19 protein-coding genes are annotated in these 21,131 nt (G+C 68.1%); 4 read left to right on the forward strand and 15 right to left on the reverse strand.

What is annotated here, in order from left to right:
- Nucleotides 1-142: 142 nt before the first annotated feature.
- The 12 genes from ACFY1J_RS05030 to ACFY1J_RS05085 all read right to left on the reverse strand — a co-directional run bounded on the left by ACFY1J_RS05030 (nucleotide 143) and on the right by ACFY1J_RS05085 (nucleotide 15,047).
- The gene (locus tag ACFY1J_RS05030; RefSeq protein WP_390730621.1) at nucleotides 143-463 is read right to left on the reverse strand and encodes a hypothetical protein; all 321 of its coding nucleotides are present in this window, start codon (nucleotides 461-463) and stop codon (nucleotides 143-145) included.
- 75 nt (nucleotides 464-538) lie between these two features.
- Nucleotides 539-949, reverse strand: a complete 411-nt coding sequence (locus tag ACFY1J_RS05035; RefSeq protein WP_390730622.1) for a hypothetical protein — start codon at nucleotides 947-949, stop codon at nucleotides 539-541.
- A 114-nt stretch (nucleotides 950-1,063) separates the two neighbouring features.
- Nucleotides 1,064-1,435 carry a hypothetical protein gene (locus ACFY1J_RS05040; RefSeq protein WP_390730623.1) on the reverse strand — a complete coding sequence of 124 codons (372 nt, stop codon included), beginning with the start codon at nucleotides 1,433-1,435 and terminating at the stop codon, nucleotides 1,064-1,066.
- Between the two features lie 12 nt (nucleotides 1,436-1,447).
- Nucleotides 1,448-5,374 (reverse strand): hypothetical protein, encoded by a 3,927-nt coding sequence (locus ACFY1J_RS05045; protein ID WP_390730624.1) that lies wholly within the window; start codon nucleotides 5,372-5,374, stop codon nucleotides 1,448-1,450.
- 90 nt (nucleotides 5,375-5,464) lie between these two features.
- Entirely contained in the window at nucleotides 5,465-6,667 is a 1,203-nt protein-coding gene (locus ACFY1J_RS05050) for a hypothetical protein (RefSeq protein WP_390730625.1), read from the reverse strand.
- On the reverse strand, nucleotides 6,667-7,638 hold the full coding sequence (locus tag ACFY1J_RS05055; RefSeq protein WP_390730626.1) for a hypothetical protein: 972 nt from the start codon (nucleotides 7,636-7,638) through the stop codon (nucleotides 6,667-6,669). The genes ACFY1J_RS05050 and ACFY1J_RS05055 overlap by 1 nt, the downstream gene beginning before the upstream one ends.
- 65 nt (nucleotides 7,639-7,703) lie before the next feature.
- Nucleotides 7,704-8,747, reverse strand: coding sequence for a hypothetical protein (locus tag ACFY1J_RS05060; protein WP_390730627.1), 1,044 nt, complete (start codon nucleotides 8,745-8,747; stop codon nucleotides 7,704-7,706).
- On the reverse strand, nucleotides 8,740-12,759 hold the full coding sequence (locus ACFY1J_RS05065; RefSeq protein WP_390730628.1) for a hypothetical protein: 4,020 nt from the start codon (nucleotides 12,757-12,759) through the stop codon (nucleotides 8,740-8,742). Before ACFY1J_RS05065 ends, ACFY1J_RS05060 begins: the two co-directional genes overlap by 8 nt.
- A 300-nt stretch (nucleotides 12,760-13,059) precedes the next feature.
- Nucleotides 13,060-13,584, reverse strand: coding sequence for a hypothetical protein (locus ACFY1J_RS05070; protein WP_390730629.1), 525 nt, complete (start codon nucleotides 13,582-13,584; stop codon nucleotides 13,060-13,062).
- Between the two features lie 101 nt (nucleotides 13,585-13,685).
- On the reverse strand, nucleotides 13,686-14,276 hold the full coding sequence (locus ACFY1J_RS05075) for a hypothetical protein (RefSeq protein WP_390730630.1): 591 nt from the start codon (nucleotides 14,274-14,276) through the stop codon (nucleotides 13,686-13,688).
- 73 nt (nucleotides 14,277-14,349) lie between these two features.
- On the reverse strand, nucleotides 14,350-14,775 hold the full coding sequence (locus ACFY1J_RS05080; RefSeq protein WP_390730631.1) for a hypothetical protein: 426 nt from the start codon (nucleotides 14,773-14,775) through the stop codon (nucleotides 14,350-14,352).
- Nucleotides 14,775-15,047 (reverse strand): hypothetical protein, encoded by a 273-nt coding sequence (locus ACFY1J_RS05085; protein WP_390730632.1) that lies wholly within the window; start codon nucleotides 15,045-15,047, stop codon nucleotides 14,775-14,777. The genes ACFY1J_RS05080 and ACFY1J_RS05085 overlap by 1 nt, the downstream gene beginning before the upstream one ends.
- Nucleotides 15,048-15,452: 405 nt before the next feature.
- On the opposite strand from ACFY1J_RS05085, the gene ACFY1J_RS05090 reads away from it, so the two are divergent.
- The 3 genes from ACFY1J_RS05090 (at nucleotide 15,453) to ACFY1J_RS05100 (ending at nucleotide 18,144) form a co-directional block, all read left to right on the forward strand.
- Nucleotides 15,453-15,992, forward strand: coding sequence for a winged helix-turn-helix domain-containing protein (locus ACFY1J_RS05090; protein WP_380043055.1), 540 nt, complete (start codon nucleotides 15,453-15,455; stop codon nucleotides 15,990-15,992).
- Nucleotides 15,989-16,519, forward strand: coding sequence for a transposase (locus ACFY1J_RS05095; protein WP_355313417.1), 531 nt, complete (start codon nucleotides 15,989-15,991; stop codon nucleotides 16,517-16,519). Before ACFY1J_RS05090 ends, ACFY1J_RS05095 begins: the two co-directional genes overlap by 4 nt.
- Nucleotides 16,520-16,866: 347 nt before the next feature.
- Complete coding sequence (locus tag ACFY1J_RS05100; RefSeq protein WP_390730633.1) at nucleotides 16,867-18,144, forward strand: IS701 family transposase; 1,278 nt, start codon at nucleotides 16,867-16,869, stop codon at nucleotides 18,142-18,144.
- A 98-nt stretch (nucleotides 18,145-18,242) separates the two neighbouring features.
- Here the strand turns inward: ACFY1J_RS05100 and ACFY1J_RS05105 are convergent, their stop codons facing one another.
- Complete coding sequence (locus tag ACFY1J_RS05105) at nucleotides 18,243-19,376, reverse strand: IS630 family transposase (RefSeq protein ID WP_390730634.1); 1,134 nt, start codon at nucleotides 19,374-19,376, stop codon at nucleotides 18,243-18,245.
- Between the two features lie 41 nt (nucleotides 19,377-19,417).
- On the opposite strand from ACFY1J_RS05105, the gene ACFY1J_RS05110 reads away from it, so the two are divergent.
- On the forward strand, nucleotides 19,418-19,891 hold the full coding sequence (locus ACFY1J_RS05110) for a hypothetical protein (RefSeq protein WP_390730635.1): 474 nt from the start codon (nucleotides 19,418-19,420) through the stop codon (nucleotides 19,889-19,891).
- Between the two features lie 371 nt (nucleotides 19,892-20,262).
- Here ACFY1J_RS05110 and ACFY1J_RS05115 read toward each other — a convergent pair whose 3' ends face one another.
- Nucleotides 20,263-20,793, reverse strand: coding sequence for a hypothetical protein (locus ACFY1J_RS05115; RefSeq protein WP_390730636.1), 531 nt, complete (start codon nucleotides 20,791-20,793; stop codon nucleotides 20,263-20,265).
- A 1-nt stretch (nucleotide 20,794) separates the two neighbouring features.
- Complete coding sequence (locus ACFY1J_RS05120) at nucleotides 20,795-21,130, reverse strand: hypothetical protein (protein WP_390730637.1); 336 nt, start codon at nucleotides 21,128-21,130, stop codon at nucleotides 20,795-20,797.
- Between the last annotated feature and the right edge of the window lies 1 nt (nucleotide 21,131).

Here is a 21,131-nt window from a genome sequence, read left to right on the forward strand (position 1 = left end):
GGCGCGCCCTGGGGAAGGAACACCGCGGTGTCTCTGAACCCAACGCCTGACGGCAGTCTCAACGCATTGTCGCGGCAGCGATACAGCCACCTCGAGTGCTGATGGTACCCGCCAGCCGGGGGCCGGACGGGCGCCGTCGGTCTTATTCGGCCTGCTGAGGCGTCTTCTTGGTCGTCAAGGCCTCGATCATCGGCGCGAGCTTGCTGGGCTTCCACAGAAGGTCGTAGCTGGTCTGAGCGGCCGCGAGGACGCCGAGGAGGGTGGCGGCCGTCAGCTTTCCGTGCTGGAACTGGTCCAGGCCCCCGTCGGCGGCGACGGCCGCCACACCGGCGATCAGCGCCGCCACGACCGCCACGATCTTCTTCCACTTCGCCGGCCAGGCCGGGCGCTGCACCACCGCGGTGAGAAGCGGGAGCACAGCGCCCACCTCGGCGCCGGTCGTCAGGGACTGCAGAGTGCTCATGGGTCCTGCCCTTCATGCTGGGTTGCGTGTCGGGCGGACTCTGCGCGGCGCCAGCGGCTTGCGTCGCGTGCTCGCTCAGGTAGTGGGCCCGTCGACCAGGTCCTCGGCGAGTTCACGCGGCGGCGTAGGTGCGGGGCGGTCGTACAACTTGGCGACCAGGGCGCGGAGCTGGTGGATGTATTCGACCGCTGCGGCCTTCCAGCGTCGCCACTGCCGCTGTTCCTCCTCAAGGCGCTCGACGCGGTTCTCCAAGGTGGTCACCCGCTCGAGGGTCTTGGCGTTCGTCTCGCGCTGCTGCTCCAGCAGTTTGGTGAAGCCCTCGGTCACGGTCTGGACGGACGCCACGAACGTGTTGGCCTCCTGCGCCTGCGCGTCGGCGTCGGTCTTTCGCTTGTTCCCCCGGTACACCAGCCACGCCCCGCCCAGCACGCCGGTCATGCCGAAGAGGGGGGAGAGGACAGGCGCCAGAGAGGTGAGCCACTCCACGGGGCGCCTCCTCGGTCATCAGTCGTCAGATGGGGTGCGCGGGAGCCGGGGCCCGAAGGCCCGCGGCTCCCCGTAGCCGGCACGCTGCAACACGACCGGGCCTAACGTCGCCGCCTACACGACCTCGGCGGGCGCGGCGGGGGCGACGCCGGAGACGGCGTTCCATCCCGCGCGGATCGCGGCCAGGAGCTGCTCGTCGGTGATCGCAGCGGCCATGGCCACGGGATCCGTCGTGTTGGCGGCCGCGGCCGCGGCGAGCAGGTCCGGGTAGACGACCAAGCCCACCATCATGGACGCGGCCTGCTCCTCCGTTGGGCTCAACACGGTCTTCGCCAGGTTCCAGCGCAGCGGATACCCCGGGGTCTCGTTGGACTCGGCGAAAACCTCCTGTGCGACGACCGCGATGGCCATGCGGACGCGTGGCAGTAATGACGCTTCGCGGGCCAGCGCGTCCATCGTGGCCAGGGTCAGCGGTAGGGCGGGCATGGGACTGCCTCCTCACTTGGTGTAGGTGACGCGGAGCTGCGGGGGGTTGGTCTGGCCGTAGCCACGAGCGCGGCCGTAGTACGTCGACGACGTCGAGTTCGGGTCCAGGGCGATACCGCGCCACTTCGTGCTGTCGAAGACGGCCGTGATGTCGACCCACTTGCCCTCATTGCGGGCCCAGGAGATCGTCTGCGACTCGGGGTCTGAGGAGAACGTGGACGGCCTGGACGTGAAGGAGTGCGCCTTGATCACGGCCTTGCCGCCGCTGTTGCTGTACCAGTGATCGAAGTACAGATAGACCTCGGCCTTGACGATCGTCGCGCCGGACAGGTCGCTGCCGAGCGCCGCCGGGAACCCGATGAGCGAGGCCTGCACGCCGTTGGTGGAGCTGTAGTAGCCCTGCATGCAGGAGTTCCCGTAGTAGCTGTTATAGGAGCCCCTGTTCGCGTACGACCCGGACCAGGCACAGGCGTACGTCTTCGTGTACTTCTTGGGCGGCTGCGCGACGGTGCCACCGCCGTCGTTATAGCCGCCGGTCGTCGGGATGTACGGGCCGGTGTCCTCGATGTAGAAGAACCCCGGGTTGTCGGAGCCCCCGTAGAAGGTGCAGGTCTGACCGGACGGGCCGAGGGCGTTGTTGAAGGTCAGCAGGAAGCGGTGCGTCCCGGCGCCGAGTGACTTGCCGGCGACGTTGTACTCGAGCCGTGCGGTGAAGGAGTTCCCGAGAGCCATCGGCCAGACGGAGACGTACCGCTGGGTGCTGGTGATCGTGGGTGCGCCGGTTCCTCCGTCGCGGACACGTAGCTGCAGTTCGCCGCCGGAGGCCGACGGGTTGGCGCGCGCGGCTGCGACGATCCGGTACATGCGGGTGGCGTCGATGTCGGCCGCCAACTCGACGAACCCCATCTCCGTGCCGCTCGCGGTACGCGTGCTGGTCTGGAAGTTGATTGCCTGGATGCCGCGGGGTGACTGATCGAGGTACCCAGTCCAGTCCGCGCCGCCCACAGTGAGCGTGTCGGCGACGGCCATGCTCTGGAAGTACGCGCCGCCGTTCTGGTCGATCGTCGCGACGGGCAGTCCGTCCGAGCTGAGCGTGAGGTAGTTGGGGCGGCCGGTCAGGAGGGAGACCGCTTCCTCCCCGTTGTCGTCAAAGAGCTGCAGGCCTCGAGGGCTGATCTCGGAGCGTGCCCCGGCGAGACCGGACGCGAGGACGATGCGGGCGGAGGCGTTGTCGTACTGAACGGTGCCGACGCTGGAGTTGACGGTGGAGCAGGCGATGCGGAGCTGCGTTGTGCCGGCGGGGGCCGCCTCGTCGGGCACGCCGCTCAGGGTGGTCCATGCGCCCTTCACCGCCGCGTTGTCGCCGGTGGTCATGGTGCTGTACCCGAGGACGTTTCCGGCGGCGTCCAGCCACTGCCCGTACAGGCTGATCCGGAGCCCGTTCCAGTCGGTGGAGGCGTAGTAGTCCATGGATAGCCACAGCTTCTGACCAGGCATCCCCGGCACCGTGGCCAGAGTCATGGAGCGCGTGATCGCGGTGCCGTTGGCGGCGTTGACCTGCAGGGCCTGCGGGGTGTTGTTGCCGGGGCTGACGATGGACCAGTACGTACTCGTGGAGGCGCGACCAGTGGAGACGGCGCCCTCGAACGAGGGGTCGGCGATGAGGTTGCCGTCGGTGCCGAGGGACAGCCGGTCGGCGGTGATCGCTCCGGCCTTGATGTGGGTGGCGTCGATGGAGCCCGCCGCGATGGCCGTAGCCGTCACACTGTTCACGGCCATCTTGTCCGCCGTGATGGACAGCGCCGCCAGCTTGTCCGTGGTGATCGCCAGTGAAGCGATCTTCTCGGCGGTGACCGCTAGGGCGACGAGCTTGTCCGTGGTGATCGAACCCGCGAGGATCTTCGGCGCGGTGATCGCGCCATCCGCGATCTGCACGCCGGGCAGGACAGGGCGCACCGCGGCGTTGTCCCACCACACCGCGCCAGCCGTGCCCAAGCCGGACTCCACACGGACCCTGGCCAGCACGGCATTAGTTGGGGCGGTGCCGGTCGTCGACAGCCTCGCCCACGCCCCGCGAACGGGGGTTGTGGTGGTGGCCTTGCTGTAGCTGAGGATCGTGCCATCCGCCTTTTCCCAGCGGATCTGCATGTTGATCTCGCTGCCCGCCCAGTCCGTCGACGGGTAGTAGTCGGTGGCGATGTAGATCTGGTCTCCGACCGTGACCGGGAGCAGCGTGAGTTCCGCAGCGCGGTACGCGGCGGTCGCCGAGGTGGCATCCGTCTTGAGGGATGCCGGGGAGCCGTTGCCGAATGTCTTGTCCTGGGAGAGGTAGGTCTGTTTCGCTGCGACAGCCGCGCCGCCGGCACCCTCGAAGGACGGGTCGGGCAGCACGTTGGGGCTGCCGACGATCGTGAGCTTGTCCGCGGTGATGGCGCCCGCAGCCACGGCTTGGGCAGTGACCGAGCCGGCCGACAGCTCCGATGCTGTGACGGAGTTCGCCTGCAGCTCTCGTGCGCTGATCGCGTCTGCGGCGACCTTGCCCGCGGTCACGGCGTCCGCGGCGAGCGCCGCGGTGTTCACGGCACCGGCCGTGATGTTGATGGAGTCGACGATGCCGGTCTTGAGGGCCTCGAGCGTCACGCAATCGACCTGCATGACGCTGGCCGACGCTGCCCCGATCCCGTTGTAGTTGAGCCACACGTACGGCGCGATGAAGCGGACGTCGTTGTGCACGACGCCAGGACTGCGTGGGTCGTTGTTCGGTCCGGTCGAGCCCGTCGCGGCGCGGTCCTTGACGAAGCCGACGACCGTCACCCAGCCGTCGGCGGTCGTGATGGTCCGGCCGGACGCAGCGATGTAGTAGTGCGAGTTCGGGCTGCCGACGGTGCCGTTGCGGTTGACGAGCGTGCTGCCGTCCGCGCCGATGCCTGCGACGCCGACATAGAACGTCTCGCTGCCCCCGGCGGGGCCGGTGAGGCGGACTCGTGCGCTGAGCCGGTACAGCACCCCGGGTTCGTACGGGATGGTCGTGGTGCCCTGCAGGCGGTTGTAGCCGGCGGCCTGGCCCACGTGCTGGCTAGTGGGGGCGTCCGTGATGCCGGAGCGGTATTCCCAGACGGCCCCGGTGCCCTTCTCTGTGACGGTCCACGCAGCGGGATCGTTCATTGTGTCGACGTAGCGCTGCGCCGCGCTGTCGCTGAGTGCGCCGCCAAGGGCGTTGATCGTGACGGCCCCACTGGCGATCTTCCCGAGGGTGACCGCGGCTTTGGCGAGCTTGTCCTCGAGGACCGCGCCATCGGCGAGCGCGGTGGACCCGACCGCCCCCAGGGCGATCTTCGCCTGGGTCACTGCGCTTTGGGCCAGCTTGGTCTCGGTGACGATGCCGTCGATGAGGTCCTGGCCCACGGCCTGGCGGGGCTTGCCCTCGACTGCGCTGGACGGCGGACCGGTGACCGCTGCGGTGTTCGCTGCGACCAGGCGCACCCACACGCTGGTATAGCCCTCGGTGCCGACCGTGACGGTGCCGCCCAGGGGCGCCGTGATGGTGCCGACCTGAGTGATGACGGAGGGCTCGAACGTCTCGGTGGTGCCGAGGTGGACCTGGACGAGCCCGAAGTCAGAGGGGGCCTCGGTGGCGTCTGTCCAGGCGCCGTCCCACCCGACGGTCAGGCCGGCCAGCTTGGACTCGACGACCGGCGGGGTCGGGGTCGGGGGCGGGGTGGTGTTGACGGGGACCAGGGCGACGCCGCCGTCGGGCTGCACGCCGACGGATCCCTTGAGGGTGCCCTCCTCGTCGTAGATGTCGAGGGAGCCGCCCTCGATGCTCGCACTGTTGAGCTGATTGGACCGCTCGAGGTTGGCGATCCGGTCCTCGAGCTGCTTGAAGTAGGCGGCGAACTCCTTCCGCCTCTCCCGCTCGTCCAGGTTGAAGGACGACACCCGTCCTCCCCTCCGTCTCTCCGCGGCCGCCGGGATCTCCGGGGCAGGGCGGGAGAGTGGAAGGGAGGAGGGGTTAGTGTCGCGGCCTGGTCAGCCGTAGAAGTCGCTGCGGGTCAGTGAGAGGACCGCAGTGCCGGCGGCCGGGTCGATTTCCTCGGAGACGACGCGGTGCCAGATGGCGAGCTCGCCCACCCACGGGATATCGACCTGGACGAGGATGCGGTCCCCGAGCGCCCAGGAACCCAACGGCGCGTTGGGGTGGTGGCGAATCGCGATGGACGGAATCGTGACCTGTTCCGAGTGCTTGGCCCGCTCCTTCTTGCCGTACGCGGTCAGCGTCTTGGCGTTCGCGGTGCTCTTGTGCGCGATGATCTTTGCCCGGCGTAGCCGCTTGTCGTCGACGACGACGCGGACCCGGGCTGTCTTCTGCCCGCTGCCCTTGCCCAGGACGTAGACATTGTTCGCGAAGTGGTCGCCCTGATAGTTCGGGGTCGCGATCTCGATGATGTTCTCGCCCTGGGCGAATCGCAGATCGTGGCGGGCCTTGCCGAGGCGTCGGGTGCCCAGGTCGATGTGGTGGAGGATCTTCTCCTTCGTGCCGTCCCAGTAGTGCCGCTCGAGGAAATCGCCCTTCGCCAGGTTCATCACGTCGGTGATGGTCTGGCCGCAGTCGGGGCTGTCCCACCAGAGCAGTTCCCAAGGGTCCTCACCATTGGAGGAGCCGAGCTTGTACCCGGAATCGTGCTTGTCGAGGGTGACGCCCAACTTGCCCATCTTGTAGTCCTGCAGGTGGGCCCAGACGGACCGGACGACGTCGTACGCGTCCCACCGGCCGCTGATCTTGTCCTTCGGCTTCTTCGGCATCTTCCGCTTGGGGTGGGTGCCGTCGATGTATCCGTCGTGGTTCTTGTCTTTTCCGTCGTACGCCCACTTTTGTGCGATCTTGGCGCCGGAGCGGATCACCTGCCCGAAGTACGGCATGCCGGCCGGGTAGGCGGTGTAGCCAGCACACGTCACCTTCATCGCCTGGCCCTCGAATGCGAGGTTCGTGATCAGCCCACCCCACCGGATCCGGCCCTCGAACTCGGCGAACAGAGCGGTGGACCACTCGGCGAGCACGGGCAGGCCGTCGGGCTTGGCCATCAGCCGCAGGTACTCCGGTGAAATCTTCCCCGTCATCTGGCCGGGCCCGTTCAGCTCCCGCCGGGGCGGGGAGTCGGCGACGAACGGGACGTCCCAGTCGAGGAAGTCGCCCGACACCGCACGCATCGCGATGTACCGCCACCCGCTCATCAGGCCCTCACCGGCTCCTGCGAGTAGGTCACCTCGAGCGACAGCACCGTGTAGGCGTCCGCGCGCAGTACACCGGTGAAGCCCGCCGCGCCGGTGCCCTCGATGTCGATGTCGCGCATCTGCCCCCGGTCGGCGGGGTCCAGCAGGAACTTGCCCCCGGCCTGGACGGCGAGCCGGCCCGCCTGGACGGCCCCGAACGGCATGCCCACCCCATGCTGCGTGTCACCGAACGACACACGGAGCTGCCCGCGGGCCTCCGTCGTGTCCGGGTGGAGCAGGCCCGTGATGGACACGTGCACCGACACGTGCGTTGCCCACTCCGGCACCTTCTCGGTCCACGTGGCGCCGAGCGGGAACATCTCCCACGCGTCCGTGATGGGACCAACGTCGTCCGGGGTGGACCAGGCGCCGGGCAGGTAGCGGCGGGAGGTCTGCGACCGCGGCCGCGCCATCTGCCGCAGGTCGGTGACCATAGCCGCAGTGATGTTGGTCGTCCCCGCTGGTACGTCGACCCGGGCCAGGGTGACCGCGGTGGAGTCGGGGTCGATGTCGAGGATGCTTGTGGTGCCCGGCGGCACATCGGAGATGACCCGGGTGAACACGTACGGACCGGCCTGTGGGTCCACGGGTGCCGGCCACGTCTCACCGCCGTAGGGGTCCTCCACCCTGGCGATGATCAGGTCCGTGCGGCCGCCGTCCACTGCGGTCGGCTCGATGTCAACCTGTTCCGACGTAGGCATCCGCGCTGCGTAGCTCTGGTTCCCGCCGCCCGCGGCCATACGACGCTTCGCGACCATGGCGCCCGGAGCGACCTGGACCGCGCCGGCCGGGGCGTCCAGCGCGGTCACCAGAAGGTCAGCGGGGCTGATGACGCCCTCCCCGCCACACGCGGCGGCCTCCACGATCAGGCGCAGCGTCTCCTCGGACGCCGCGGTGTTCTCCACGAACCAGGGGATCCCGTCCCACGTCATGGCTGCTCTCCTTCTCCGTACGGGAGGGGAGAGAGTGAGCGGCCGCGGGGTCTACTGTCGCCCGCTCACCACCAGGAGTAGGCATCGCGCCAGGCCATCCGAATCCGCGGTCCCTCGAAAACCCGGCTGGAGGTCTTCGAGAAGGACAGCGACGCCGTCCAGTTCCCGGGCGGGATGAACATCTGCGACAGCCGCGGACTCGACCTCGTGAGCTTGTCCGCCACGGACTTCGACGTCGACTTCTGGTAGAGCGTGGCCGTGCGCACCCACGGCCGGGCGTCGATGGTGACGTGGTCGCCGGCCGCGATCGTCATGGAGAGCTGCACGGCCCACAGCTCCGGCCCCACTGTCACCTTGGGATTCGTGCAGGGGCCGTAAATCTCCAGGTACGGATACGTGTTCTCCGTTCCGCGCTGGCTGAACGTAGCGGTCTTCTTCGACTTGAACAGCCAGTCGCCGCCGCTGATGACCCGGCCGGGCCGCCCCGGCAGCCCGATCCACTGGTGGTCGTACAGCTCGATCGACTTCTCCGTCTGCTCGTAGAACCGATCGTCGACGGCCACGAACTCGCAGACGACGGGCGTGTACCCCTGGCGGGAAAACCGGGAATGAGACACGGCGAACTTGCGCGGCCGCCCGTAGAGCTGCCGGGTACGGCCCGCGGTGCCGTGCACTAGCCAGGCGACCCGGCCAGCCTTCCCGCGGATGGAGTCGGCCCGCCAGACCTGCCGCAGCATGTTCAGGCCATCGAGACCCCACTGGTAGGGCCCCTGGTCCCGCTTGTTGTAAGCCGCAGCCACAGCGTCTATCGGGCTCCAATCGCCAACCCGGGGACCGTTAGCCCAGGGACGCACCCAGTGCAGGTCAATGGGGCCGTTGTTGCCGTCGACGCCCATCTCGAAGGTCACCGTGGCGTTGCGCTGGTAGTCCCGGCCCATCCGGACGCCGTCCTCGCCGGGCAGCGCGGCGTCGGCCAGGTCCATGTCGCCGAACGACACGTCCGGCTCGCTCAGGCAGTAGATGCCGGAGTCCTCGCGGCCAAACGTCAGGGAGGCGCCCGGGTAGTTGTCGTAGGACGAGTAGCCGAGCAGCCAGTCTCCGTCACGCATAGCTGCCTCCGAGTCGGATCCGGCGCAGCTCGAACATGGCGTCCTCCAATGCGGTGCCGGTGCTGTCGACGGCACCGATGTTCAGGTTGAGGTCACCGCCGACGAGGGAGCCGGCCGCCTGGGCGGCTGCCGCTCGCTGTCGGACGGTGGTGGCGCGCGTGCGTACGCCGCCCTGGGCGTACTGGCGCAGTGCGCCGTTGGCGAAGTAGATGACCCGGCCGCCGAACATTTCCGCGACCTGCTCGAGGATTGCCTCGCTGCGCTTGCGCTTGCCGGGGGCCAGGGGGATGTAGGCCTCGCCGCCGGTCTCCGGCTCCGACCACAGCCGCCACTCGCCGGGCTTGCCGATCTGTGCGATGTGGTTCTCGGCGCCGGCCGCGAAGGCGCGCAGGCGGTTCGCTGCGCGCCGGATGCCGCCGTTGGCGTACGTCACGATGCCGCCGTCTGCGTGCGTGCGGACCACGGAGGGCTTGCCTGACTCGCTGTACTGGACGGTGACGTGCACGGTCCGACCGGTCAGGCCGTTGATCGCGGACTGGATCCGCTGAACCTGGGCGAGCGGTGTGGCATTCGGTGCGGTGATCCGGACCTTCTTGCCGCCCTTGCCGTCCACGTTCTGGATCTTGTAGCCGAGATCCTTGAGCGCCTTCTGGGCGACCGCGGTGGGCGTCTTGACCTCGATGGACTTGCCCTTGGGCAGGCCCGCGACCTTCTGCTGCACGCTCTTGAGGTCGCCGGCGGCCTGCTTGATGATCGCCTGGACAGTGACCTTCTTCTTGTCCGGGGCGTTGGCGATGTCCTGGGCCAGGGCAGCGATGCTGACGCGCGCACCCGACGTCGGGGCGGTCACGGTCACCTTCTTGCTGCCGGGAATGCGCTGCACTGTGAAGCCCAGGGCCTCGAGCTGCTCGCGGGCCTTGGTGGTGGGCGCGTCGATCTGGATCGACTTGCCGGGCTTGATGCCCTCCAGTTGGCCGCGCAGGGCGAGGAGCTCGGCGGTGGCCTCGGGGATGCCCTTGGCAGTGACCAGGGTGGTGATGGTGTCGGGCACGAATCCCATCTGGTCGACCAGCGCCTTCGCCTGGTCCTTCGGGATGCCCATGTCCCGGGCGAGCTCGAGGGCCTTCTTCCGGGCCTTCTCCATGGCGGCCTGGCCCTGGTCCATCGCCTTGGACATGGGGATCAGGCCCTGTTCCCCGGCCTCCTGCGCCTTGGTGGCGACGGAAAGCATGTTGTCGCGCAGCTCTGTGAGCTGGCTGTTCAGGGTCTGGCCGTTCTTCGTCGAGGTGTCGACCAGCTTGTCATTGCCGACGAGTGCCTTACCCCAGCCGTCCGCGTGGTCGATGTTCGACTTCATCGTGTCGTCGATCTGGAGCATCACGGAGTTGAGCTGCGCCTCGGCGTCGTGGAACGACTGGGTGTTGCCGTTGAGGGCGTCCAGCGCCCGCTTGAGGGCGTCGGTCCGCTCGTCCGCTGACTTGGTCTTGTCGGAGAAGCCTTGGACGGCCGTCTGCAGCCGGTCGTATGCCGTTGTGCCGGTGGTGGTGCTGCCGTTCGTCGCGTCGGCGAGTTCCTTCTGCCTCTTCTTCGTCTCCTGAAGGGTGCCGTTCATCTTGCCGAGTTCGTCGGCAGCGGCCTTGTACTTCTTGCCCTGCTCGCTGTAGTCGAGGACGTAGGTGTCACGGCCGTGCTCGACGTACTTCTTGGTGTCCTCAGCCAGGCCATTCAGCTTCTTCTGCAGATCGGTGATGGAGCCGCCCTGCTCCAGGTAGGCGTTCGTGACGTCCTGGAGGCTCACGTCGGCGTCGCGCAGGACGTCGACGAGCTTGCCCTTGCCGTCGGCGAGCTTGACGTCCTGCAGGTAGGTCGCTGCCTGTGCCCGAACGTTGGCGTCGACGACGCCGTTGGACTGGGCCAGGGCCTGGGCCAGGTTCTGCACCTGCTCCTCGTGCGCCTGGGCGGCGCGGGCCGCGGCTTCCTGCTTGGAAGCGAGCCAGCCGAGACCGATCGTCGCGGCGGCGATGGCGATACCGAGGGGGCCGCCCAGCGCGCCGGTGATGCCGCCGATCGCCCGTACTGCGACCCTGTTGGCGGCGCCGATACCGCGCAGGGTGCCGGTCAGGCGGTTGCCCTGCTGGGACACCCGGCTGTAGACGCCGGTCATACGGCCCCACAGGCTCAGGCTCGTGCCGCCTGCGGTGGCCGTGCCGCGCAGCGTGTTGTTCAGGGTGGTGATGTTGGTGCCTGCGGCCACGACCGACGTACCGAAGCCGCGCAGCATGGTGGAGATGCTGCTGAGGACCTTGAGCGACAGCATCGTGCCCAGGAGGATCGCCGCCACGGTGTTCAGCGCGGGGAACGCGCTCGTCACCGCATTGACGGCGTGCAGGAGGCCGTTGAAGGCCACGAGCAGCACCCCGAGACCGCTGCCGGCCGCCGACAGGTTCCCGATGGCCTCCGCGATGTTCGAGATGACGGAGATGAGCGCGGGTCCGACGCTCTGCCCGAGGGAGTTGAAGAACGTCCCCAGCGCGGGCATCAACTGGAGGCGGATCTGCCGGACCAGGTCGACGATGCCGCCGTCCTTCATGGACCTGCCGAGGCCGCGCATCATGTCGCCGAACAACATGTTGACCTCGTGGAAGGCGGGCGCAGAGTCGGAGAAAAACTGCTTCATCGCCTTCTGGCCGGCGCCCGACTGGGCATAGCGCTCGAAGCGCTTCATGCTGCCCTCGAGGCCGTCGAGCATGGACTGGCCAGTGTCCATGGCAGCCTTGCCGACGCCACCGAGTCCCTTGATCAGGCTTCCGGTGGCGCGCCCGAGCTGTCCGGCGGCATCTCCGGCGTGGTCCAGGAACTTCGCGAGGCTTCCGGTTTCCCGCCCGGCCTGGACCTGCGCCCGGACCCACTGGGTCATGCGCTCGCCGCCGCGGCTGACCCGCTCGACGAACGGGCCGGAGGCGACCAGGAAGTCGAGTGTTGCGTGGCCCAGGTTGGCCAGGCCATTGGTCAGGTTGCCGATGACACGGGAGTTCGTGCCCGCGATCGTCTTGAAGTCCTTGCGAAAGACGCCGGACTTCATGAACTGGGCGCCGCGGTCGGCGAGCTTCCCCATCTGGGAGGCCGTGTCACCGAGGGAACTCTTCAGCAGGGGAAGCGTGGCCTCCGCCAACGGCTTGATGTCGCCGTCGATGCGGGAGAAGAACCGTTCACTGACGGACTTCTTGACCTTGTCCCATGCGCCTGACAGTGACGCGATGTCCTTGACGGACTTCCGCGCCGAGCCGGACAGCTTGCTCACCGCCTGATCGAGCTTCTGCTGCTCGGCCTTGGTGACCTTGGTGCCGGCGGCCTGCTGTTGCTGGACCTTGAGCGTTTCCTTGAGGGCGTCGCCGAACCCGGAGAACGCGACCTTCGTGCCGATCGCGGCGGTGCCCGCTGCGGCGATCAGTCCGGGTATCGCGCCGAGGACGCCCACTGCGGGCGCGGCCGCGGAGACGAGCGCGGTCAGGCCCGCGCCGTACTGGCCGATCAGGGCGACCGCCGGTTCAAGGAGGGTGAGGAGTCCTCCGATCAGCGCCGCGCGTCCGCCGGGCATCTTCGCCCGTACCGGGACGTCGACCGGCCTGCGGTTGGCTTCGTCCTGGGCGCCTCCGATGAGGCCGCGCAGTCCGCCGAGGAGACCGCCTCGGCGGGAGTCGTCGCCGTCACCATCCGGCCGTACGGGCAGATGGAGGTCGGCCTCGTCGAGGCGGCGCCGGATCCCGTCCAGCTCGGACCGGAACCGCTCCTCGTCGACCTTGACCTTGACCTTGGCGGTGATGCCCTTGGAGGCCTCCTCGACAGCCTTCTTGAGCTGCTTACGGAGCCCCTTGGCGTTGACCTCGACCTTGATCTTTGCGGCCAGGCCCTCGGCGGCCGCCTCGACCTCGCTGCGCAGCTTCGCCGCGAACCCGGATAGGTCGGCGACGACCGGCACATCGAGGCGGCCGGCCTGCAGGCCCTCAGACACCGCGGACCATTCCTCTCTGCATGGCGGCCATGAGCATCTGGCGGTGGCCGGTCATGCGGGGTGCCGGTGGCTCCGGAGCGGGCTGCGGCGGCTGAGGCCTGGTGGGGCTGGAGCTGCTGCGCGGCGCGGTGCCGGGGCGCGGCGGGCGAACGATGGTGGTCGGCTCCTCGCGCCGCCGTTCAGCGGCAAGGAGCCCGATCTCCTCGACGATCAGCGCCAGTAGCTCGAGGTGTCGGTTCCAGCCCCCGAGGGGGGTAGAGCGGACCTGGGAGTCGTCTGGCAGGCCGTCGACGAGGGAGATCAGCCGTCGGAGTCCGAGGAATCCGGGTTGTCCGGGGCGGAGCCAGACGCGTCGGGCGTCGATTCGGTGGTACCGGGAGAGGTCGGACTCGACGTCTCCGAATCGCTCTCGGAGGAGTCGGCCGACCGAAAGAGCTTTCCCAGCTCAACCCCGTAGACCTTGGTCAGGCCGGTCGTGAGGCGGACGTAGTCGCCGATGAACGGGCGGCGCTTGAGGAACTCCTCGTGCTGGTCGCCCAAAAGGATCGCGTACGTCTTGCGGATCGCCTCGAGGAACTTGCGCGGCAGGGACGGGCGGCGGAACAGGGCGTTGACGACTTCCTTGACGCCGGCGTCGCCGTCGGACGACTCGAGGACCTCGCCCAGGAGGCCGACCAGGTCCAGCTCGTCGGACAGGATCGGGTCGAGGGCTTCCGCCGGCAGCTCCGCCGGAAACAGGAACATCTCTCCGCCGAACTTCACGGGGATGCCGTCGGGGTACTGGACCTCGCGGCGCTCGGCGTCCAGGTCGATGACGAACGACATGTGGGTGACCTCTTCTTGAGTGCGTAGCTGGGTTGCCGGGTGCGGCAGCGCGCGGACAGTGGCAAGCCGGTGGGGCTTGTGTCGCGCGCTGCCGCGAGAGGTCACGCCGCGGGCGCAAACGCCGGGTCGTCGGTGAGGACGTACCAGGCATCGAGGTCGTCGCCGCCCTGGACCGCGAGCCTGAGCGGCAAAACGGCCTCCTTCGTCTTCGCCAGGTCCTTGGAGACGCCTTCCATCTGCATGCAGCGGGGAATGACGTACCGGTAGTGCTTGCCGCCGTCGATGACCTCGATGACGGCCATCACTTCGGTGCGGGAGCCGATCCGCGGCGGGGTGAACTTGTAGTGCGTGGCCGCCGGGGGTCCGGCGACGCTGATGGTCGAGATCGTGCCGCCGCCGTACACGGCCTGGAAGTTGGCCCCGGACCACTGCTGCAGGTCGACCTCGATGGTCGCGGCGTCACTGGTCTGGAAGGTGCGGGTCGGGTACGAGGACTGGGCGGACTTGACCTGCTCGAAGTTCGGTTCGGAGTTGAACTTGAGCGAGTCCTCGGTGGTTAGGCCGACGCTTCGCAGCGCGGTGGGCATCGCCACGGTCGCGTCGGCGGGCGCGGCCGTACCGACGGGGGCCAGATAGACCCGGGTGATCGACGGGATGACGATCTGGTTGTTGTTGGTGGTCTCGCCTGCCATGACGGGGTTCTCCAAGGTGTCCGGTGCTAGGGCGCGGACACCTTGGAGAGCTGGGGTGGTTAACGTCGCGTCGTCACGGGTGCAGGGTCACCGAGAGGTTCATCAGCCATCGGGGTTGGCCGTCGACGAGCGGCGACCAGACCAGAAGGCCGGATGGCTTCACGCCGTTGACGACAGGCCGGCCGGGCGTGTGCGGCGCCTCGACAATGCCCCGGGCGGCCTGGGCGCAGCGCACGAGGATGCGGCGCAGCTCGGCCTTGCCGGGCCAACCGCCCGGGTCCCCGTGAACCTCGAGTGTCACCTCGGGTGCCGTCGCCCAGTTCAGGTCCCGCAGATCTCCGCCGGGGCCGTGGCCGATGAGCAGGTGCGGCCACGGCGCCTCGGGGATGCCGGACACGCGGCCGGGGCCGCCGAGGGCGTCGGCGACCTGGTCGCTCTGCTGGAGCCACGCCAAGAGCACGGAGACCGGGTCGGCGTCTGCAAGGGTCAACTCAGACATCAGGTGCGGGCGATGAAGCCCTGACCGCGCAGGCGGCGGGCGTAGTCGGCGGACACGTGGATCTCGGCGCCCGGAGTGTAGTCGGTGCTGTCGATCCGCAGGTGGTGGGACAGGGTGACGGGGACCGGCTTCTCGTCCTCGCCGAGGGGCGGGCCGACGACGTCGGGCGCGCGGCGTGCGTGCTCGGGGCGGGCTTCGGCGGTCTCGGTGACGGCCGCGGCGTTCTCCTCCGCCGCGGTGGCGGGCTTCTTGGTGGTGGTGTTCGTAGCCATGCCCGCAGCCTGGACTTCGACGTCCGCTAGTGTCGCGTGCCGGTGGCCGGAGGGTCGGGAGGACTCGGTGGCAGGAATGTTGAACTGGGGTACTTCGGCATGGGCGTGGTGGCGGGAGACGCCTCGCCTCATCCGATGGGTGGCGTACGTCTGCTTGCCGCTCGGCTGTGTTGCCATCGGTCTCGGCGTCTATGGAGATGGTCACCACTGGTGGGACAACCGCAGTTTCCTGACCAACGTTGCGTCGAGCTTTGCCAGCTTGCTGTTTGGTGTTCCGACCGCTCTTGTTGTCCTTTCGCATCTGGGCGAGGTGCAGGCGGAAGCGATGGAGCGTAGGTCTGTTACTGACCTTTTCGAAGGGTTGTCGGGGGTGACGTTGGGTCAGTTTGGCGGTAAGCCCGTGACATGCGGTATGCGCAAGGGGGCGGACTCCGGCCTCATGAACAGGTGGCACGGGAGCGGATCCGCCTGCTGGCTGCTGATGCGTTCTCACGCGGTGAGAGCAACACAGCGATTGCCAAAGACCTGCGTGTCAGCCTCCGGTCGGTGGAACGCTGGAGGCACTCCTGGCGGGATAGCGGCAGAGACGGCCTGCTCTGTTCCGGGCCGGCCAAGGCCCGCAAAGTGAGCGAGGAGGAGTTCGCCACGCTCGAGGAAGAGTTGCTCAAAGGGGCTGTCTTCCATGGGTGGCCTGACGAGCGGTGGACGCTGTCACGCATTCAGTTGCTCCTCGCGCACGTGACGGGAGTCCAGTTGTCCGTCCGTGGAGTGTGGGAACTGCTGCGCTGTCACGGCTGGTCATGCCGTCAGCCGGCACGACGGGCTGTCGAGCGCAACGACGCGGCCGTCGCGGGATGGATCAAGGAGACGTGGCCGTCGGCAAAGCCACCGCCGCGGCGCTCGGGGCCTGGCTCGTCTTCGAGGACGAGGCCGCTGTCTCGATGACGTCGCACCGCAGTCGCACATGGGCCCCTCGCGGGCCCACTCCCACAGTCCGCTTCAACGGCGGCTCACGAGGACGCATCACACTGGCCGCCCTGGCCTGCTACAAGACCGGCGAACGCAGCCGGCTGATCTACCGGCCACGCGTCCAGGGACATCTGCGAGGCGATCACCGTGGCTTCACCTGGCAGGACTACCGCGACCTGATCGTGCGGGCCCACCTCCAGCTCGGCGGCCCCATCGTCGTGATCTGGGACAATCTCAACGTCCATCGCAGCGCCGCGTTACGGCAATGGGCGGCCGGACAGGACTGGCTCACCATCATCCAGCTGCCCACCTACGCTCCCGACCTCAACCCTGTCGAAGGCATCTGGTCACTGCTGCGACGCTCCACGACCGCCAACGTCGTCTTCGCCGACCGAGACCACTTGGTCAGGGCCGTCCGTTCCGGCATGCGTCACATCCAACGCAGACCCCGGCTCATCGACGGCTGCCTCACCGGAACTGGACTGCCACCCCCGCCCCACTGACAGCGACAACCCTTCGAAAAGGTCAGTAGGAACCGTGCACGGGTTGCCGCCGCTGCCTATCGGGAGATGGCGCTCAAGTACGTGCTTCCTGCGGCTCTCCCGCGCTACGAGCTCGAAGCGACGGAGCTGCTTGCGATCAACGGGGACTTGCTTGAGGCACTGGACCGGCCTCGGAACCCAGAGGTGCCAGCGCTGCTTGCCAGGCGAACCTCCGTCTTCCGAGGAGCGTTCCTCGGCGACGGACGCAATCAGCTTGACTGGGCCGACTCGATGGTTCTGCTGTGGGGGCAACTAGTAGTGCTCCGTTAGGTCTGTGTGCTGGCCGTGTTCAGGGGCATGGTGAACGTGTGGACGCACATGAAGTGAACCGGGCTCGGGCGAAGTTGGCGTTATTCGTGGCGGATGTGTTCGCGTCGGTGCCGCGCAAGGATCAGCGGGCGAAGGGCGACTGCTATCTGCGGGGGCTGATGCTGGACGGGCGGCGCAAGTCGATCCAGCCGATGGCGGAGCGGCTGCCGGATGGCAACGAGCAGAACCTGCAGCAGTTCGTGAACCAGTCGACCTGGGATCCGGTGCCGGTGCGGCGGCGGATCGCGGAGCGGATGGTGCCGCTGATCGGCCCGGATGCCTGGGCGGTCGATGACGTGTCGTTCCCGAAGGACGGGAAGATGTCGGTGGCGGTCGCGCGCCAGTACTGCGGGGCGCTGGGCAAGCGGGCCAACTGCCAGGTCGCGGTGAGCGTGCACGCGGTCTCCGACACTGCCTCCTGTCCGCTGCAGTGGCGGTTGTTCGTGCCCGAGGAGTGGGCCGACGATGCCGGACGGCGGCAGAAGACGGGGATGCCGCAGGAGGTCGGGCACCGGGAGAAGTGGCGCCTGGCCCTGGACACCTTCGATGAACTGGCCGGGTGGGGTCTGGTGCCGCCGGTGGTGGTGGCCGACGCCGGCTACGGGCAGAACGCCGACTTCCGCGACGGCCTGGACGGCCGGGGCATCGGCTATGTCGTGGCCATCCGTTCGGACGTGACCGTCCACCCGCACGACGTGCGGCCCACCGCCCCGGCCTGGTCCGGAAACGGCCGCAAGCCGCAGCCCCGCTACCGGGACAAGCCGTTGCCGGTGGCCGCGCTGGCCGCAAGCCGCGGACAGCAGGCGTTCACCGAGGTGACCTGGCGTGAAGGATCCCGCGGGCCGATGCGCTCGCACTTTGTGGCACTGCGGGTGCGGCCGGCCGGCATCCGGGCCCGCCGCCTGGCCCAGGCCGCCGCCACCGCGCAGGAGGGCTTCTGGGACGGCGTCCTGCCCGCGGTCACGCTGCTGGCCGAATGGCCCGAAGGCGCCGAAGCACCCACCGACTACTGGCTGTCCAACCTGCCCGCCACTACCGCGCCGGCTGAACTGGTCCGCCTGGCCAAGATCCGCTGGCGCATCGAGCACGACTACCGGGAACTCAAGCACGGCCTCGGCCTGGACCACTTCGAGGGCCGCTCCTGGACCGGCTGGCATCACCACGTCACCCTGGTCACCGCCGCCCACGCCTTCCTCACCGAACAGCGCCTGGCCCCAAAAGCCGATACAGCGGACTCACCCTCTACCAGATCCTCGACGCCATCCAAGACCTGCTGAACTGCTGGACCGGCACCTGCACCACCTGCCACCAACCTCTGCCCAACAGGACGACACCAAGATCGAGATAGACCTAACGGAGCCCTACTAGTGCCGCATCAACCAACGTTCGCCCCGTTGACGATCTTGCGTAGGCGCTCGTCGGAGGCATGCTTGTTCCGCCAGATGATGTAGCGGCGGATCATGCTGCCCTGTTCTTTGTGGCTGGCGTGGTCGGTGCCGTCGAGGGTGAAGTACCGCAGGGCGGTGAATTGGGCCTCGATGCGATTCAGCCACGAGGAGTTGGTCGGGGTGTAGGCGATCTCGACGTTGTTTGCTTCGGCCCAGTCCGCGACGCGGCGGCCTCTCTTCGTGGTCAGGTGCGGGGAGTAGTTGTCGCACACGATCGCCAGGCGGACGGTCGCAGGGTAGAGGGTGCGCAGGTAGCGGCAGAACTCCAGGAACTTCGTTCGGTTCTTGGTCTTCTTGATGTGACCGTAGAGCTTGTCCTTGGCCAGGTCGTAGGCGGCGAGCAGGTGGCGGACCCCGTGCGGGCGGGTGTAGGTGGCCCGCCGCCGAGGGCGGGGCCCTCGCTCAGGGTCCTTGTGCTTGCCACCGCGTTCGGCCCACTGCCGTCCGGGGTGGGGCTGGAGATTGAGTGGCCCGAACTCGTCCATGCATAAAACCACTTGGGGTTCGCCGTCCTCGGGTATGACCTCGCCGTCGGCGATGGCGTAGAGGTGCTCGACGCGGGCCTTCTTGGTGGCGTAGTCGGGGTCGCGGGAGGTCTTCCAGGTCTTCACGCGTTGAAAGGTGACGCCTTCCTCGCGGAGCAGGATGCGCAGGCCCTCGTGGCTGATGTCGTCGACCACCCCCTCGGCGACCAGGAAGTCGGCCAGCTTGATCAGACTCCAGGCCGAGAACGGCAGGCCGTGCTCGGCTGGCTTTGACTTGGCGATCTTCTTGATCTCGCGGCGCTCGAGCAGCGTGAACGTTTTCGGACGGCCGCCTTTGTACTTGGGGTAGAGGGAGTCGAAGCCGTCAGTGTTGAAGTTGTGGATCACGTCGCGGACCCGGTCCGCGCTGGTGAACGTCACTTCGGCGATCTTCGCCACGTCCATGCCCTGCGCGGAGAGCAGCACCATCTGGGCCCGCCGCCAAGTAACCACCGACCCCGTACCGCGGCGGATGATCCGCAGCAACCGTCGGCCCTCATCGTCATCGATCCCTCGCACCCGCACCCGCTCAGCCACGGCCTGGAGGGTATCGAGTCCGAGGCCCTACCCTGCGGACGGTGACCTATGACATCACCTTCGCCCGCCGCCGCCCAGGCCGCACCCTCCTGGAGACATTGGAAGATCGCGCCGCGGAGTACGACCCGGACGCCGAACCGGTACCCATGCGCCTGACCACGGCCCAGCGAACTGCGTGGGAGCGGATCCTGCAGCGGGTCACCGCGGAAATCGGGCCCGTTACCTCGCAGGAGTACCTCTACAGCCTGACCTTGTGGCGAGACGGCCCCGCCGGCCACCTCCAGCTGGACTACGCCGGGGAATCGGCCGACATCGAGATCCCCTACCGCTACCCCGGAAAGGCGGCTTTGCCGATCGCCGCGGAGGCGTACCGCGTCGCACACATAGTCGAGGAAGCGACCGGACTCGAAGGCTTCGACGGCCAGACCGAACAGCCCACTGCCATCGGCGACATCAAAACGGCCGCTGCCAAGCTCGGCGGCATCTCCCGTTGGGCCCAGGACAACCTCACCTGACACGACCCTCGCCTACGGCCACCGAGGCAACTCCGCCGACCCCAAAGGGGCGAACGTTGCCTGATGCGGCACTAGACCGAGAGATCAGGCCGCTTGTGGCGGGCACGGGACTGGCATGGATGCCTCTTGAGCGGTATCGGGTAATTCGGAACGCGCATGAGCGGCTTGCAAGGATCAACCGGCAGGGTCTCATCTGGTACTTCGAGAATCTGGACCGCCAAGTGCGCGACCTCGAACGCGGTAGCCCTACCCAGCGTGTGGCAGCAAGAAAGGCGTTGCAGGAGGATGCGATGGCCTTCGCCGGCTGGGCACTCTTCATCGCTAACCTTGACTCGATCCTCCGTGACATCGACCGGGTAGCTCAGTAGGGGTCATCGGCGGGCGGCGACGATGGCGGCCGCGCGGGACATGAAATTTGCGCCGTCCGCGCGCAGGTTGCCCGGGTAGACGGTGCCCACCTCGGCCTCGACGACCTTCGGGGCCTGTACGGACACGGTGACGGTGACCTTCTTCCCGGCCACGACCGGCTGCCCCGTGTTGATGTGCCGGGCGATGCCCTCCGGGTCCTTGTGCGTCGTACAGCGGCAGTTCTTGAGGTTGGCCACGGCCCGGGAGCTCTCGTCGCGGGGCTCGAGCATGTAGGTATGCGCGCCCACGCCGCGGTGCTTGATGTCCCACTCCATGGAGTTGATCGAGAAGCGCAGGTTTCCGGGGACCTCCTGGCCCTGGGCCGCGACGTGGGTGGGGCGGACCCTGTCGTCGCCGACGGTTACCCATCGCTTGGTGGGCGGGGCCAGCCGCTTCGCCTCAATCTCGACCTGGTGCGCGACGCGCTGCACGGCCGGGGCGATCAGGCGGGCCAGTGCCTCCTCGAGACCCTGGTTCGGCGTGAACTTGGCCATCTCACAGCACCTCGGGAGGGTTGAGGGTCGCGGTGGCCTGGACGTAGTCGACATCCGGGCAACCGGGCACGGCGTGGTTGCGGGGGGTGCCCGTCAGCGTCCAGGACTGGCCGGTCTCGTCGCTGATGGTGTCGCCCTCCTTGACCGGCCAGGCCTGCGGGTCGAGCCGTACGGTCCATGAGCCGTCGTCCTGCCGGAGAACCGACCCGGGCCAGGTGCCGCGCGGGGCCGGCTTCTGGTTCGGGTTCGGGGGGACGGGCACACCGTTGGCGTCCCGGCCCCAGGGGTGGGCGAGAACGTACACGGTTAGCAGGACGTTCGGGAGGACGACGGCCATG

The organism is Streptomyces sp. NPDC001406, assembly GCF_042895285.1.
Classification (GTDB): domain Bacteria; phylum Actinomycetota; class Actinomycetes; order Streptomycetales; family Streptomycetaceae; genus Streptomyces.